The organism is Streptomyces ochraceiscleroticus, from assembly GCF_000720485.1.
In the GTDB taxonomy this organism is placed as follows: Bacteria; Actinomycetota; Actinomycetes; order Streptomycetales; family Streptomycetaceae; genus Streptomyces; species Streptomyces ochraceiscleroticus.
The window spans coordinates 29,168-43,163 of sequence record NZ_JOAX01000029.1 but is presented as its reverse complement, the minus strand read 5'-3'; the positions used below and the strand labels follow the sequence as shown (position 1 = coordinate 43,163).

Sequence of the window (13,996 nt, the reverse complement as noted above, 5' to 3'; positions counted from 1 at the left end):
CCCTCAGAAGCCGCTGTGTGCCCGTACGAAGCGCACAGGGGTCCCGGGTGCGGCCTGGGCGGCGGCGGACAGCGCGGACTCCCGCACGACGCCGATGACCGGATAGCCGCCGGTCGTCGGGTGATCGGCGAGGAAGAGCACCGGGAGGCCGTTCGGGGGGACCTGGACGGCGCCCAGTGCCATGCCCTCACTGGGGAGTTCGCCGTCCCGCGCGCGCTCCAGGGACGGGCCCTCGGTGCGCAGCCCGATGCGGTTGCTCGCGGACGACACCCGCCAGACGCCGGTCAGGAGGGTACGCAGCCCCGCCACCGTGAACCAGTCGTCGCGCGGCCCGAGGCGGACGGGCAGGACCAGTTCGCGTGCCGGGCCGGCGTGCGGGACCGCGTCGGCCGCGGGCACCGGCGCGCCCGGTGTGCCGAGCGGCAGCACGGCGCCGTCGCTGAGCGGGTCGGGGCCGAGCCCCGAGAGGAGGTCGGTGGCGCGGCTGCCGAGCACCGGCTCGGCCTCGATGCCGCCCGCGAAGGCCAGGTAACTGCGCAGCCCGTAGGCGGCGGTGCCCACCTCCAGGACGGCGTCGGCCGGTACGTGCACCGGGGCGCCCCAGGGGGCGGGGCGGCCGTCGACGGTCACCGGGCAGGGCGCGCCCGTGACGGCCACGGTGCCGGCGCTGCGCATCCGTACCGCGCATCCGGTGACGGTGGTTTCCAGGGTGGCCGCCTCGGGGCCGTTGCCGACGAGGCGGTTGGCCAGGCGGTGGGCGTCGGCGTCGAGCGCGCCGGAGCGCGGGACGCCCAGGTGGGCGTGGCCGGCGCGGCCGAGGTCCTGGACGGTGGTCAGTGCTCCGGCGCGTACGACGGCGAATGCGCGGTCGGTCACTGGGCCGCCTCCGGGTGCGGGTCGAACGGTTGCGGGACGAAGCGGACGAGGGTGCCCGGTGCGAACAGCGCCGCCGGCTCCCGGGACGCGTCCCAGAGCACGGCGTCCGTGGTGCCCAGAAGCTGCCAGCCACCGGGGGAGGAGCGGGGGTACACGCCCGTGTACGGGCCCGCGAGGGCGACCGAGCCGACCGGGAGGCGGGTCCTCGGGGTGGCGCGGCGCGGCACGTGGTAACGCTCGGGCAGGCCCGTGAGGTATCCGAAGCCGGGCGCGAAACCGCAGAAGGCGACGCGGAATTCGGTACCGGAGTGGATCCGTACGACCTCCTCCGGGGTGACGCCCCACAGCTCGGCGACGTCGGCGAGGTCGGGACCGTCGTAGCGGACGGGCACTTCGAGGGTCTGCGCCCCGGAGCGGGTGGCCGGGGGGATGTCCCAGCCGGTCAGCTCGGCCGCGAACCGCTCCGGTTCGGCGAGCCCGTCGATCAGTACGGTGCGCGCCGCGGGGACGATCTCGCGGGTGGCGGGCAGCAGGCCGGCCGCGGCGCGGCGGAGCAGTTCGGCGTGGAGCGCTTCGACGGCCGCGCCGCTGTCGAGCTCGACGAGCAGGCCGTGGTCGCCCACGGGCAGGGTGCGCATACGGAGGCCGGGGGACTCGGCGGGCCGCGTACGAGGGCCGGCGGCCGGGAGTGCGGTCATGCGAACGCCGCCACGCGGACGCCGGCCGCCGTCAGTTCGTCGCGTACGCGCCGTGCGAGGGCCGCGGCGCCCGGGGTGTCACCGTGCAGGCACAGCGACTGCACGTCGACCTCCACGCGCTCGCCGTCGAGGGAGGTGACGGCGTGGTCGCGGGCGAGGCCGAGGGAGCGCTTGACGACGGCGTCCGGGTCGTGGACGACCGCGCCGGGCTCCCGGCGGGGGACCAGGGTGCCGGCGGCCGTGTAGGCGCGGTCGGCGAACGCCTCGGTGACGGCGGGCAGCCCGGCGGCCTGCGCCGCGGCGTGCAACTGCGAGCCGGGGAGCCCGAGTACGGGCAGCGGACCGGCCGCGCGCCGGATGCCGGCCACGATCGCGCCGGCCTGCTCGGTGTCGTGGACGGCACGGTTGTACAGCGCGCCGTGCGGCTTCACGTAGGCGACGCGGGAGCCGGCGGCGCGCGCGAAGACCTCCAGGGCGCCGATCTGGTAGGCGATCTCGTCGGCGAGTTCGTCCGGGGGCACGTCCATGGCGCGGCGCCCGAAGCCGGCGAGGTCGCGGTAGGACACCTGGGCGCCGATGCGGACACCGCGCTCGGCGGCCGTCTCGCAGACCCTGCGCATCGTCGACGGGTCGCCCGCGTGGAAGCCGCACGCGACGTTGGCGCTGGTGACGACGGAGAGCAGACTGTCGTCGTCGGTGAGCTGCCACCGTCCGAACCCCTCACCGAGGTCGGCGTTGAGGTCGATCACCGGGTCCGTCATGTGCATCCGTTCCAACAAGGCCGGCGGGGCCGGACAGGGGCAGGGAAAGGCAGAGCCGGTCGGCCCGTTTCCGTAGCGGCTGTCCTCCTGGGGCGCTCGGGCCGACCGGTTACCGCATCAAGCTAGAGGATTGTTGAACGATAGGACAAGAGGGTTGTTGTCTTGTTCGTCGTTCTGGGATTGACTGCGTGCCCTTGCGGGCGGCCGCGCGGCCGCCGTACGCGGTCACGGTGACCAGGGGGACGAAAGTGAGGCGCGAGGTGGCGAAGGGGATGGACCGGCGGATCGAGGAGCCGGGCGGGCTGGCGATGGACCGGGCGCTGCTGGGGCGGACGAGCACCGCCGAGCGGGTCGCGGACATACTGCGCGACCGCATCGCGGAGGGCTTCTTCCCGCCCGGGGCACGGCTGTCGGAGGACTCCATCGGCGGGGCGCTGGGCGTGTCGCGGAACACGTTGCGGGAGGCGTTCCGGCTGCTCACGCACGAGCGGCTGCTGGTGCACGAGCTGAACCGGGGCGTCTTCGTGCGGGTGGTCGCGGTGGACGACCTCGCGGACATCTACCGGGTGCGCGGCATGATCGAATGCGCCGTGATCCGCGGCCTGGGCGAGCCGCCGTACACGCTGGACCAGGTCGAGGCGGCCGTGGTGGCGGGGGAGCGGGCCGCGCTGGAACGGTCCTGGCAGGACCTGTCGACGGCCAATATCCGCTTCCACCAGGCGCTGGTCGCGCTGGCCGGCAGCCCCCGCACCGACGAGCTGATGCGCGGCGTCCTCGCGGAGCTGCGGCTGGTGTTCCACGTCATGGACGACCCGCGCCGCTTCCACGAGCCGTACCTCACGCGGAACCGCCAGATCCTCGAAGCGCTGCAGGGCGGCGACGTGGTCCAGGCGGAGCGGCTGCTGGCGTCCTACCTGGAGGATTCCCGGGCTCAGCTCTCCAGCGCGTACGCCCAGCAGGTCGCCGGACAAGTTTCCGGCAGGTAATGAGAATCACCCACCTATTGTCGGATCGTAGAACGATCCTCTACCGTCCTGGCACATCCCCACGACACCCGTGGGTTTCTGCGTGCGAAAGGCGGTCCCGTGATCGTTCTTCTCGGCGTTCTCGTGGTGATCATTGGATTCGCCACGCGCCGCAATCCCTTGCTGGTGGTGGGGGTGGCGGGCATCGCCACCGGATTCCTCGGCGGCCTGTCGCCGCAGAAGGTCCTCGCGGCCTTCGGTGACGGCTTCGCCTCCAGCCGGGCAGTGACGATCTTCGTCATCACGCTGCCGGTGATCGGCCTCCTGGAGCGCCACGGCCTCCAGGAGCAGGCCCGCAACCTCATCGCACGCTTCGCGAAGCTGACCACCGGACGCTTCCTCACGCTCTACCTGGTGCTGCGGCAGTGCTTCGCCGCGCTCGGCCTGAAGGACCTCTTCGGGCCCGCGCAGACGGTGCGCCCGCTCGCCGCCCCGATGGCCGAGGGCGCGGCCGAACGCCGCTACGGAGCGCTGCCGGACAGAACCCGCGAGAAGATCCGGTCCTTCACCGCCAGCGCGGACAACGTCGGGCTCTTCTTCGGTGAGGACGTCTTCCTCGCCGTCGGCTCGATCCTGCTGATCACCGGCTTCGCCAACTCGACGTACCAGACCCACCTCGAACCGTTGCAGCTCGCCCTCTGGGCCATCCCGACCGGCCTGTGCGCGCTGCTCATCCACGGCGGCCGGCTGCTGCGCATGGACCGCACGCTGGAGCGCGAACTGCTCGGCGCCCGCGTCGAACTCGCCACTCAGGAGGCCACGAAGTGATCAAGGCGGAGTGGTTCTACTGGCTGGTCGGTGGGCTCTTCCTGGTGATGGCCGCGCAGATGGCCGCCGACCGCAGCAACCCGAAGCGCTTCGGTACGGCAGCCTTCTGGGGCCTGCTCGGCGCCGGCTTCGTCTACAGCTCCTGGGTCGTCGACAAATCGGCCCCCGCCGAGCCCCTCGGTGTCGCGGTCCTCGTGATGATCTGCCTGGCCGCCTTCGGGTTCACCGGCCGCGGCAAGCCCCGGACGACCACCACGGAGGAGCGGCGGGCGAGCGCCCGTAAGCACGGCAGCAAGCTGTTCATCCCCGCCCTGACCATCCCCGCCGTCGCCCTGGTCTGCGCCGTCCTCGTCCCCGAGCTCTCCTTCGGGGGCACGCCGCTCCTCCAGGAGGGCAGCGAGACCATCCTCGGGCTCGGCATCGGTGCCATCGTGGCGCTCGCCCTCGCCATGGTCATGCTGCGCGAGAAGCAGGCCGCGGCGCCCCTGCACGCGGGCCGCTCGATGCTGGAGTCCATGGGCTGGGCGATGCTGCTGCCGCAGCTCCTCGCCACGCTGGGCACGATCTTCGCCGTCTCCGGTGTCGGCAAGCAGGTGGGCATCCTCACCAAGGCGGTGCTGCCGCACGGCTCGGTGGTCACCGCGGTCGTCGTCTACTGCGTCGGGATGTTCCTGTTCACGGTGGTCATGGGCAACGGCTTCGCGGCCTTCCCCGTCATGACCGCCGCCGTCGGCTGGCCCGTCCTCATCGAGCAGGCGCACGGCAACGCCCCGGCGATCCTCGCGATCGGCATGCTCTGCGGCTTCTGCGGCACGCTCGTCACGCCGATGGCCGCCAACTTCAACGTGGTGCCCGCCGCGCTGCTGGAGCTGAAGGACCAGTACGGTCCGATCAAGGCCCAGCTGCCCACCGCGTTCGCGCTGCTGGGCTGCAACATCGTCATCATGTCCGCCTTCGCGTTCTGAACGTCCGTCCTCGCGTTCCGACGCGGACCCTGCCGAAACCGAGTAACACTCCATGACCCGGGTACTTCTGACCGGATTCGCCCCCTTCGACGGGGAGCGCGTCAACCCCTCCTGGCAGGCCGTCCAGGCCGTCGCGGCCGACCCGCCGCCCGGCTACGAGATCGCGACCGCCGAACTGCCCTGCGTCTTCGGTGCGGCGAGCGACGCGCTCCGTAAGGCCGTCGCGGACGCCGACCCCGAGGTCGTGCTCTGCGTCGGCCAGGCCGGCGGCCGCCCGGACGTCACCGTCGAGCGGGTGGCCATCAACATCGATGACGCGCGCATTCACGACAATTCGGGTGCGCAGCCCATTGACGTGCCGATCGTCGAGGACGGCCCCGCCGCGTACTTCGCCACGCTCCCGGTCAAGGCGTGCGTCGCCGCCGTGCGGGAGGCCGGGCTGCCCGCCTCGGTCTCGCAGACCGCCGGCACCTTCGTCTGCAACCACGTCTTCTACGGGCTGATGCACCTCGTCGCCACCGAACGGCCCGCCGTGCGCGGCGGCTTCGTGCACGTGCCGTACGCTCCCGGGCAGGTCACCGACCAGGGCAAGCCGTCACTCCCGGTCACCTCCGTCGCCGAGGCGCTGCGCGTGATCATGATCACGGCGGCGGGGCGCAGCGAGGACATCAAGGCTGTGGGCGGCGCCACACACTGACCTGCGAGGCCGTGCCGTTTCGTCCGTTGTCAGTGCGACGGCCTAATCTGTTCACCGTGACTTCTCCATCCCCCCAGAGCGCTGCGTCCCAGTTCAGCGGGGTGACGCGGCCCGCGCCGGGCCCGGCGGCCGACGAGGGCCTGGCCCGGCGGCTGCGCGCGCTCGCGTGCACGGCCCCGCTGCACGACCTCGACGCGCGCAAGGCCAACCTCGCGGGGGAGTACGGCGTCTACGCCATGGCCGAGGTCGCCCTCGCCGCCATCGATCTCGTCACGCTCCACATGGACTTCGACACGGGCGCCGACCACGAACAGATAGTGGCCAGGCTGCAGCCCCGCATCGCGGCCCAGGCCCCGCGCCGCCCCGCGGCGGAGCACGAGCGCGTCGCCCGCTGGGTCCTGGAGAATCTGATCAACGTCGGCAGCGTGGACCGCGGCTTCCGCGCGGTCTACGGCACGTTCTCCGCCGAGGGCGACTACATCCGCAGGGACTACGACTTCAAGCTCATCGAGGAGGTCCCGGGCCCCGGAGGCACGGTCTACCTCCGTACCACCGACGAAGCGGTCAACGTCCTGGTGGGCGCGCTGGACACGGACGTCACCAGCGCCCAGATCGCCGCCGAGGTCAAGCTCGAGGTCCTCATCAGCCGCGGCCGCCTCGCCGACGCCCAGCTCGCCGCCGAGCAGGCGCGGTACCGCACGGTGCAGTACGCCGAAACGCTCCGCAAGACCCTCGACGCCACCCGGCGCAACGTCCGCGCGGTCGACTGGCTGCGCGCCGTCCCCGACATGATCACCGAGGCGCTCGACCACGTCGCGGACCGGTACCGCCACGAGAACGCCATCCTGACCAACATCCGCCGTGCCCGCGACGAGGCCGAGGGACCCGAGCACAAGCGCCGCGCCGCCGAGCTCGTCGACATCGTCAAGGACTGCATCCGCCGCCACACCCAGCTCCAGTCCCGCCTCCTGGAAGCGGGCCCGCTCTTCCGCGCCGAGCAGGACCGGCAGGCGTTCGCGCCGCCCGCCGCGCACGCCGGACTCGACCTGTACGGCCAGCTCGTCGCCCCCGTACTGCCGCTCCCCGTCGAGCAGTCCACCCGGGTCACCGACGCCTTCTTCGCCAAGGGCACCGGCCTGCGCACGCCCACCGCCGTCCGGGTCGGCGACCTGGTCGAGATGCTGCTCACCCCGCCCCAGGAGCGCGCGCACCTGGGCGCCGAGATGCCCGAGCCCGACCTGATCGCCACGCCCGACGACAGCCGGTTCAGCGAGGAGCAGCTCGACGCCGCGACCGCGCTGCTCACGCTGCCCGCGGACGCGCCGCGCCGGCTCTCCGGACTGCTCGCCGAAGCGCGCCGCCAGGACCCCGAACTGCCGTACCTGGTCGCGCTGATGGCCGTGCACGCCGCCAGCCCGCCGGTCGGCACGGCCTACCGCCAGGGCGAGGAGCACCTGCTGTTCGCCGTGGACGACGGTACGGAGCTGGTCGACCCGGAGTTCGGCGGCGCCGACCTGATCGTGGGTACCGCCCTGCTGGACGCGGCCGGCATGGCGGCCGAGCGGTCGGAGGTGGCGTGATGCCGGGAGCCGTGGACGCCGCCCGCCCCGAAGGGCCCGCAGCAGCGGGGCCCGCGCAGGGGCGCACCAGAGTTGAGACCGTGAGCCGCAAGGAGCCAGATTCGTGACCGAGTACGACGCCGACGACGCCGCGCGGCCGGACCCGACGGCCGCCGCGGGCGACGGCTGGGGTGTGCCCGCACCCGAGGCGGAGCCGCCCGCCAAGGGCCCCGCGCCGGTCACCCCCGCCGACGCGGCGGACGCCGCCCGCCTGGTCTCCTTCGGCCTCCAGCCCAAGCTGCTGCCGGCCCGCGACGTCGAGTACGGCGAGCTGCTGCGGCGCTACCGGGACGAGCCCGCCTTCGCGCGGCTCACCGACGCCGTCGCCTCCGGGCTCGGCCTGGTCGTCCTGGAGGTCTCCACCCGCGCCGGAATGGCCGTCACCGCAGCCGAGGACTCCGTCTTCGCGGTCCGCATGGGCGACTACGCCCGCCGCGCCTCCACGGACGCGGGCGACCGTTTCCTGCACGGCCTCGCGCATCTGGCCGTCGCCGCGATGGCCTTCCCGCGCCCCGAGGACCTCGCCGACGACGGCTACATCGGCCGCATCACCGTCAACGGCGTGGACGCCTTCGTCCGCCAGGCGTGCCGCCGCCTGGAGGAGCGCGCCGCCGAGGCGGGTGAGAACACCGACCCCACCAGCGGCGCGCCCGGCCTGGAGGCGTCCTGGCGGGTCTACGCCCGGCGCAGCTCGACGGGCGCCACGAAGGACGCGCGGCGGCTGGCGGGTTCGACCACGGGCATCATCGCCAAGGCCGTCTCCTTCCTCGTCGACTCCGGCTTCCTGCAGCGCACGGGGGACGACTCCGGAGGCGCGTACCGCACCACCGCCCGGTATCAGCTCCAGGTGCGCGACATGGCGGGTACGGCCGCCATGGCCGAGCTGCTGGAGCTGGGCGTGGTCCCGATAGCGGACGGCAGCGCCTCGCTGCTGCCCGCCGAGGACACCGACGACCTGGACCTGGTCGCCGACGCGGGACTGCCCTTTCACTCGGGCTGACCCGCCCCCGTACACCTGAATCCACGGCCGGCCCGCCGGCCGGCCACCACCGATCACCGTCACCACAACGAGAGTCCGCCGCTATGTACGAGCTGTCCCGGGTTCGCCTCTACTCCATCGGGCCCGCCGGTGCGCGCTACGCCGACACCGTCCTGGACCTGCGCGGAGTCGGTGAGCCGGTGCCCCGGCCGGCCCCGGCGCAGGCGGACTTCTTCGAGGAGGAGCCGGTCGGCCCGCCGCGCCGCCCGGCCCCCGCCGGCGTGCTCTTCCTGGAGAACGGCGGCGGTAAGTCCGTACTGCTCAAGCTGATCTTCTCGGTCATGCTGCCCGGCCACCGCAACACCCTCGGCGGCGCCAGCTCCGGTGTGCTGCGCAAGTTTCTGCTCGCCGACGACTGCGGCCATGTCGCGCTGGAGTGGCAGCACACGCTCACCGGCGAGACCGTCGTGGTCGGCAAGGTCAGCGAGTGGCGCGGCCGCCAGGTCTCCAACGACCCGCGGAAGTTCGCCGAGGCGTGGTACAGCTTCCGCCCGGGTCCCGGGATGAGCCTGGACTCGCTCCCCGTGGCCGAGTCCACCGCCGTCCGCCCGATCGTCGAGGGCGCGTCCGGTGCGCAGGGCCGTCGCCGCACGATGAAGGGCTTCCGCGACGCCCTCACCGAGGCCGGCAAGAACTACCCCAACCTCGACGTGGCCTGGGTCGAGATCCACGAGCGCTGGAACGAACACCTGGGCGAGCTGGGCCTGGACCCCGAACTCTTCCGGTACCAGCGCGAGATGAACGCCGACGAGGGCGAGGCGGCCGGCCTCTTCGCGGTCAAGAACGACTCCGACTTCACCGACCTGCTGCTGCGCGCGGTCACGGACACCCGCGACACCGACGGCCTCGCCGACCTCGTGCACGGCTTCGCGCACAAGCTCGGCCGCCGCGCCGAGCTGACCGCCGAGCGCGACTTCACCGCCGGCTCCCTCGACCTCCTCTCGAAGATCGCCGAGAACGCCGAACTCCGAGAGCGCGCACGGGAGGTGCACGCCGGTGCCGAGCGCCGCACGCGCCACCTCGCGGAGCGGCTGCACGCCCGCGCCACTGAGGAGCGCGGCCGCGCCGCCGAGTTGGCCGAGCAGGTCGCCGCCGCCTCCCACGCCGTCACCGAGGCCGAGTCCGCCCGCGAGCGACGTTCGCTCATCTCCGCCGAGATCGCCTACCGGCACGCCTCCCTCGCGCTGGCCGCCGCCGAGAAGGGCGCCGCGGCCCAGCGCCGCGAGCTGAACGACGCCCGTACGCTGCACTCCGCCTGGCAGGCCGCCGAGACCGTACTGAGGCACCGCGCGGCCGCCGACCGCTCGGCGCGCGTCGCCGCCGCGATCCAGGAGGCCGAGCGGGACGCCGCGCCCGCGCTCGCCGCCCGCAGCAAGGCCGCCGCCGACCTCGTACGGGCGCTGCACGCCGCCGCTACGGAGGCCGAGACCTGGGCCAACCAGGAGGAGGAGCGGTCCGCAGCGCTTCAGGAGACGGGCGAGTCGGCGCACCGCGACGCCACCGCCGCCGCGACCGCCGCCCAGCGCGCCCGCAGCGAGACCGAGCACCTCAAGCAGCGGCTGGCCGAGGTCGAGCAGGAGACGGCGGAGGCGGTACGGGCGGGCTGGCTGGACGACTCGGAGCCGGACGCCGACCCGGCGCGGGCCGCGCTCGCCGCTACGGACGCCGAGAAGGCCGCGGTCGAGTCCTGGGACACCGCCCGCGAGGCGGCCCGGCAGACCGCCGACCGCGCCAAGGAGGCCGCGGCCCGCCAGTCCCGTGCCGAACTGGCCGCGGCGCGCGCGGAGGACGCCGCCCTCGCCGCCGAGCGGGCGTACGACGCGGAGCGCCGCGCCGCCGAGTCCATCGGCGCGGAACCGCGGCTCGCGGAGCTGCTGGGCATGGAGTCCGCGCCGAGCGCGGCCGTTGCGGGCCTGCCGGGGCAGCGCGGCGGTGGCCGCCCGCTCGCCGCTGAGGCCCGGCCGCCGCTGCGGGTGACGGTCCGGCTGGACGACGAAGAGGCGGCGCTCGCGGACGACGCCGAGCCGGACGACGGGTACTTCGCGGGTCCCGTCATGGGCGCCGGCGCGCCCGTAGAGGCGCGTCCCGCTGCCCCTGAAGAGGCCACCGCCGGCACGGGGGACGCGATGGCCGTACGGGGCGGCTCCTGGGCATCGGGAGTCGTGGGGCTCGGGACGTCGGCCGACGACTTGGCCAATGACTCGGCCGACGAGGAGTTCCCGGGGGAGGAGTCCCTCGCGACCGACGTACGGTCTGCCCCCGCGGGCGGACGCGGCACCTACGCCGCGGACTCCGGCTCCCGGGACGAGGTCTCGGCGCGGATCGACTCCGACGCTGCGGACGGTGACGCCGCGGCGGACGCCTCCGAGGGCGAGCGGGCCGAGGCGGCCGACGGGACGCCGGATGCCGGCACCCCGGATGCCGCCGCGCCGGCCCCCGAAGCCGACGCCGCCCCCGAGGCCGCCTCCGAAGACGCCGCCGCCCCCGAAGACGAAGCCTGCCCCGAAGACGAAGCAGAAGACGAAGACGAAGCCGACGCCCCGGCCGACACACGCGGCGGACCCGCCCTTCCCCCACGCTCCACGGGCTCCGGACCCCTCTCCGCCGAAGAGGTGGACCGGAACGCCGACGCGCTGCAGGAACTGCTCGACGACAGCGTCAGCTCCTCCGAGCGGCAGCTCTTCGAGATGCGGACCGCCGCCGCCGACGACTCGCGCATCCTCGGCGCGCTCGGTGACGGCGGCCTGCTGCCGCCCGGCCCCGATGTCCTGGCGGCCGTCGAGTACTTGGGTGAGCACGGCGTCCCGGCCCTGCCCGGCTGGCGCTACCTCGCCCAGGCCGTCGACCCCGTCGACCACGCCCGTGTGCTCGCCGCCCGGCCCGAGCTGGTCGACGGCGTGATCATCACCGATCCCGACACCCACGCGCGCGCCCGCGACGTGCTGGCACAGGCAGCCCTGCTGCCGCGCTCCGCCGTCGCCGTCGGCACGGCAGCGGCCCTGCTCGCGCCCACCCCCTCGCCGGACGCCCAGGACACCGGCGTCTTCCTCGTCCCGCCGAACCCGGCGATGCACGACGAATCGGCCGCCGACGAGGAGCGGCAGGCGCTGCGAGCCCGTGCCGCGGCCCGCGACGAGGAGATCCGGCAGCTCGCGGCCCGGGTCTCCGCCGATCGCGCGCTCGCCGCCCGGCTGTCCTCCTGGCGTACCGGCTGCCCGGCCGGTCGGCTCGCCGAGCTGGCGGCCGCGGCCGAGGAGACGCGGACGACGGCCGACGCCGCCGCCGAGGAGCTGGCGGAGTCCCGTACGGTACGGGCCGAGGCGGACGAGGCGGCGGCCGAGGCCGCGCGCGTCCGGGAGGAGCGGAGCGAGGCCGCGCAGCGCGCCCGCCGGGTCGCCGACGCGCTGGCCGGACTCGCCTACCGGCTCCGCGAGCGCGCCGCCTGGCAGAGCAAGCTGCGTGAACTGGCCGATGAGGGCGCGGAGTACGAGGCGCGCGCCGAGGAGTGCGTCGACCGGGCCCGCGCCGCCGACGAGGACCGTCGCGCCGCTCAGCGTGCCGCCGACGACGCCCGCCGCACGGCCCGCGCGCTGCGCGCCGAGCGCGCCGAGATCGCCGGCGTACCGGACGACCTGGGCGAGGAGGAGGCCCCGCCGGAGTCCTCGCTGCCCACCCTGCGCGAGGCGTACCGTGCGGCCTCCCAGCTCTACGAGAAGGTCGGCGTCGGCGCCGACCTGCGGGCCGAGCAGGCGCGCGCCGAGGGCGACGAGTCCGCGGCCCGCGCCGAGCTGGACCGGCTGACCAACAAGGTGCGCTCCCGTGCCGAGCAGTTGCTGCAGAGCCCGGACGCGGCCGACGGCCCGTCCCGGCAGGCCGCGGCGGCACGTGCCGAAGAACTGGTCGCGATGCTGGAGTCGCGCGCCTCCGCGGCCAGTGAGCAGTTGGGCCGGCTGCGCGGTGAGACGGAGCGGCTGGCGCCGCCCGAAGGCGTCGAGGCCCACACCGAGCTCCCCGAGGAGCTGGTCCCGGCCGACGCCGAGCGCGCCAAGGAGCTGCTCCGCAGCGCCAACACCGAACTGGCCACCGCCACCGACGCGCTGGAGACCGCCCGCGCCACCCACGCCGAGCTGCTGCGCGGCCACCGCGCCGCCGAGGACGCGGCCGGCGGCTTCGACGAGACCGCCGCGATGCTGCGCGACATCCTCCGTGACAACGGCCCGGAGGAGGACCAGGAGGCGCCCGAGCCGTACCGCGGCCGCCTGGAGGAGGCCCGGCAGGCCGCCGCCGAGGCCCGCCGCTCACTGCGCGGCTGCGCGAGCGATCTGTCGGCGGCCGATTCGGCCGTCCGCGAGGCGAGCGACATCCTCGTACGGCACGCCAACTCCACCAAGTACGAAGCGGTGAAGACCCCGGCGCGGCAGCAGATCCGCGAGCTGCCCGCGTCCGCGCTGCCCGACCACGCCGCGAAGTGGGCGGAAGCCTTCGCCCCCCGGCTGCGGGTGCTCACCGACGAGCTGACGCAGCTCGAGCGCAACCGCGACAGCATCGTCGACCGGCTGCGCGGCCTGGTCGAGTCCTCGCTGGCCACGCTGCGTTCGGCACAGCGGCTCTCCCGGCTGCCCGAGGGGCTGGGGGAGTGGTCGGGCCAGGAGTTCCTGCGCATCCGCTTCGACGACCCGGACCAGGCCACGCTCACCGAGCGGCTCGGCGAGGTCATCGACGAGGCGACCCGCGCGGCCGTCAAGCGCAACAGCGACCTGCGCCGGGACGGCATGTCCCTGCTGCTGCGCGGCGTCGCGGCGGGGCTCCAGCCGCGCGGCGTCGCCGTGGAGATCCTCAAGCCGGACGCGGTACTGCGCGCCGAGCGCGTCCCCGTCGGGCAGATGGGCGACGTCTTCTCCGGCGGCCAGCTCCTCACGGCCGCCATCGCGCTGTACTGCACGATGGCGGCGCTGCGCAGCAACGACCGCGGCCGCGACAAGCAGCGGCACGCCGGCACGCTGTTCCTGGACAACCCCATCGGCCGCGCCAACGCCACGTACCTGCTGGAGCTCCAGCGGGCCGTCGCCGACGCGCTCGGCGTCCAGCTCCTCTACACCACCGGCCTGTTCGACACCACGGCCCTCGCCGAGTTCCCGCTGGTCATCCGCCTGCGCAACGACGCGGACCTGCGCGCGGGCCTGAAGTACATCAGCGTCGAGGAACACCTGCGCCCCGGCCTCCCGCAGCAGCGCCCGGACTCGGAGACGATCCACGGCGAGATCACGGCGACCCGGATGTTCAAGCGGCCGGAGGAACAGGAAACCCCACGCGTGCCGCAGGCAGACCGGGCCCCGAAGAAGGAACCCGCGGCGCTGGACGCGGGCGAGACGGAGGAGTAGCGCGCCGCGGCCCTTCGTATGGTGGTGCTCCGAGCCGAGCGATCACTGGGGTGGGGCCGTGACGACGGAAGTGACAGGGAGCGCGGGTGGCCGGTGGACCCCGAGCCGGCGCATCTGCTGCTCGCGGGTGCGGCGGCAGCGGCCGGCCTGGGCGTCGCGAGCCTCTG

10 protein-coding genes are annotated in these 13,996 nt (G+C 74.3%); 7 read left to right on the top strand and 3 right to left on the bottom strand.

The features are described from left to right. Positions 1-3 precede the first annotated feature (3 nt). Genes IG84_RS0130430 through IG84_RS0130420 form a run of 3 tightly spaced genes read right to left on the bottom strand, consistent with a single transcriptional unit; the run spans position 4 to position 2,335 of the window. Positions 4-876 (bottom strand): 5-oxoprolinase subunit C family protein, encoded by an 873-nt coding sequence (locus tag IG84_RS0130430; protein WP_031064096.1) that lies wholly within the window; start codon positions 874-876, stop codon positions 4-6. Next, positions 873-1,514 (bottom strand): 5-oxoprolinase subunit B family protein, encoded by a 642-nt coding sequence (locus IG84_RS0130425; RefSeq protein WP_031064092.1) that lies wholly within the window; start codon positions 1,512-1,514, stop codon positions 873-875. Before IG84_RS0130425 ends, IG84_RS0130430 begins: the two co-directional genes overlap by 4 nt. A 56-nt stretch (positions 1,515-1,570) precedes the next feature. Beyond that, entirely contained in the window at positions 1,571-2,335 is a 765-nt protein-coding gene (locus tag IG84_RS0130420) for a LamB/YcsF family protein (protein ID WP_031064089.1), read from the bottom strand. Between the two features lie 272 nt (positions 2,336-2,607). Here IG84_RS0130420 and IG84_RS0130415 point away from each other — a divergent pair, with 272 nt between their 5' ends. The 7 genes from IG84_RS0130415 (at position 2,608) to IG84_RS0130385 (ending at position 13,829) form a co-directional block, all read left to right on the top strand. Then, a complete protein-coding gene (locus IG84_RS0130415; protein WP_031064085.1) occupies positions 2,608-3,321 on the top strand; it encodes a GntR family transcriptional regulator in 714 nt (237 codons plus the stop codon). Positions 3,322-3,420: 99 nt separating this feature from the next. Continuing rightward, on the top strand, positions 3,421-4,128 hold the full coding sequence (locus IG84_RS0130410; protein ID WP_031064082.1) for a DUF969 domain-containing protein: 708 nt from the start codon (positions 3,421-3,423) through the stop codon (positions 4,126-4,128). Next, entirely contained in the window at positions 4,125-5,093 is a 969-nt protein-coding gene (locus IG84_RS0130405) for a DUF979 domain-containing protein (protein ID WP_031064079.1), read from the top strand. The genes IG84_RS0130410 and IG84_RS0130405 overlap by 4 nt, the downstream gene beginning before the upstream one ends. 52 nt (positions 5,094-5,145) lie before the next feature. Further along, entirely contained in the window at positions 5,146-5,790 is a 645-nt protein-coding gene (pcp, locus tag IG84_RS0130400; protein WP_031064076.1) for a pyroglutamyl-peptidase I, read from the top strand. Positions 5,791-5,846: 56 nt separating this feature from the next. After that, positions 5,847-7,370 carry a hypothetical protein gene (locus IG84_RS0130395; protein ID WP_031064074.1) on the top strand — a complete coding sequence of 508 codons (1,524 nt, stop codon included), beginning with the start codon at positions 5,847-5,849 and terminating at the stop codon, positions 7,368-7,370. 103 nt (positions 7,371-7,473) lie between these two features. Beyond that, positions 7,474-8,409, top strand: a complete 936-nt coding sequence (locus tag IG84_RS0130390; protein WP_031064071.1) for a hypothetical protein — start codon at positions 7,474-7,476, stop codon at positions 8,407-8,409. An 83-nt stretch (positions 8,410-8,492) separates the two neighbouring features. Further along, positions 8,493-13,829, top strand: coding sequence for a hypothetical protein (locus IG84_RS0130385; protein ID WP_245659656.1), 5,337 nt, complete (start codon positions 8,493-8,495; stop codon positions 13,827-13,829). Positions 13,830-13,996: the final 167 nt, after the last annotated feature.

Bases quoted from the DNA above. Each gene is read 5' to 3' on its own strand.
- IG84_RS0130425 (WP_031064092.1), bottom strand. From the start codon at position 1,514: ATGCGCACCCTGCCCGTGGGCGACCACGGCCTGCTCGTCGAGCTCGAC.
- IG84_RS0130420 (WP_031064089.1), bottom strand. From the start codon at position 2,335: ATGACGGACCCGGTGATCGACCTCAACGCCGACCTCGGTGAGGGGTTC.
- IG84_RS0130415 (WP_031064085.1), top strand. From the start codon at position 2,608: ATGGACCGGCGGATCGAGGAGCCGGGCGGGCTGGCGATGGACCGGGCG.
- pcp (WP_031064076.1), top strand. From the start codon at position 5,146: ATGACCCGGGTACTTCTGACCGGATTCGCCCCCTTCGACGGGGAGCGC.
- IG84_RS0130385 (WP_245659656.1), top strand. From the start codon at position 8,493: ATGTACGAGCTGTCCCGGGTTCGCCTCTACTCCATCGGGCCCGCCGGT.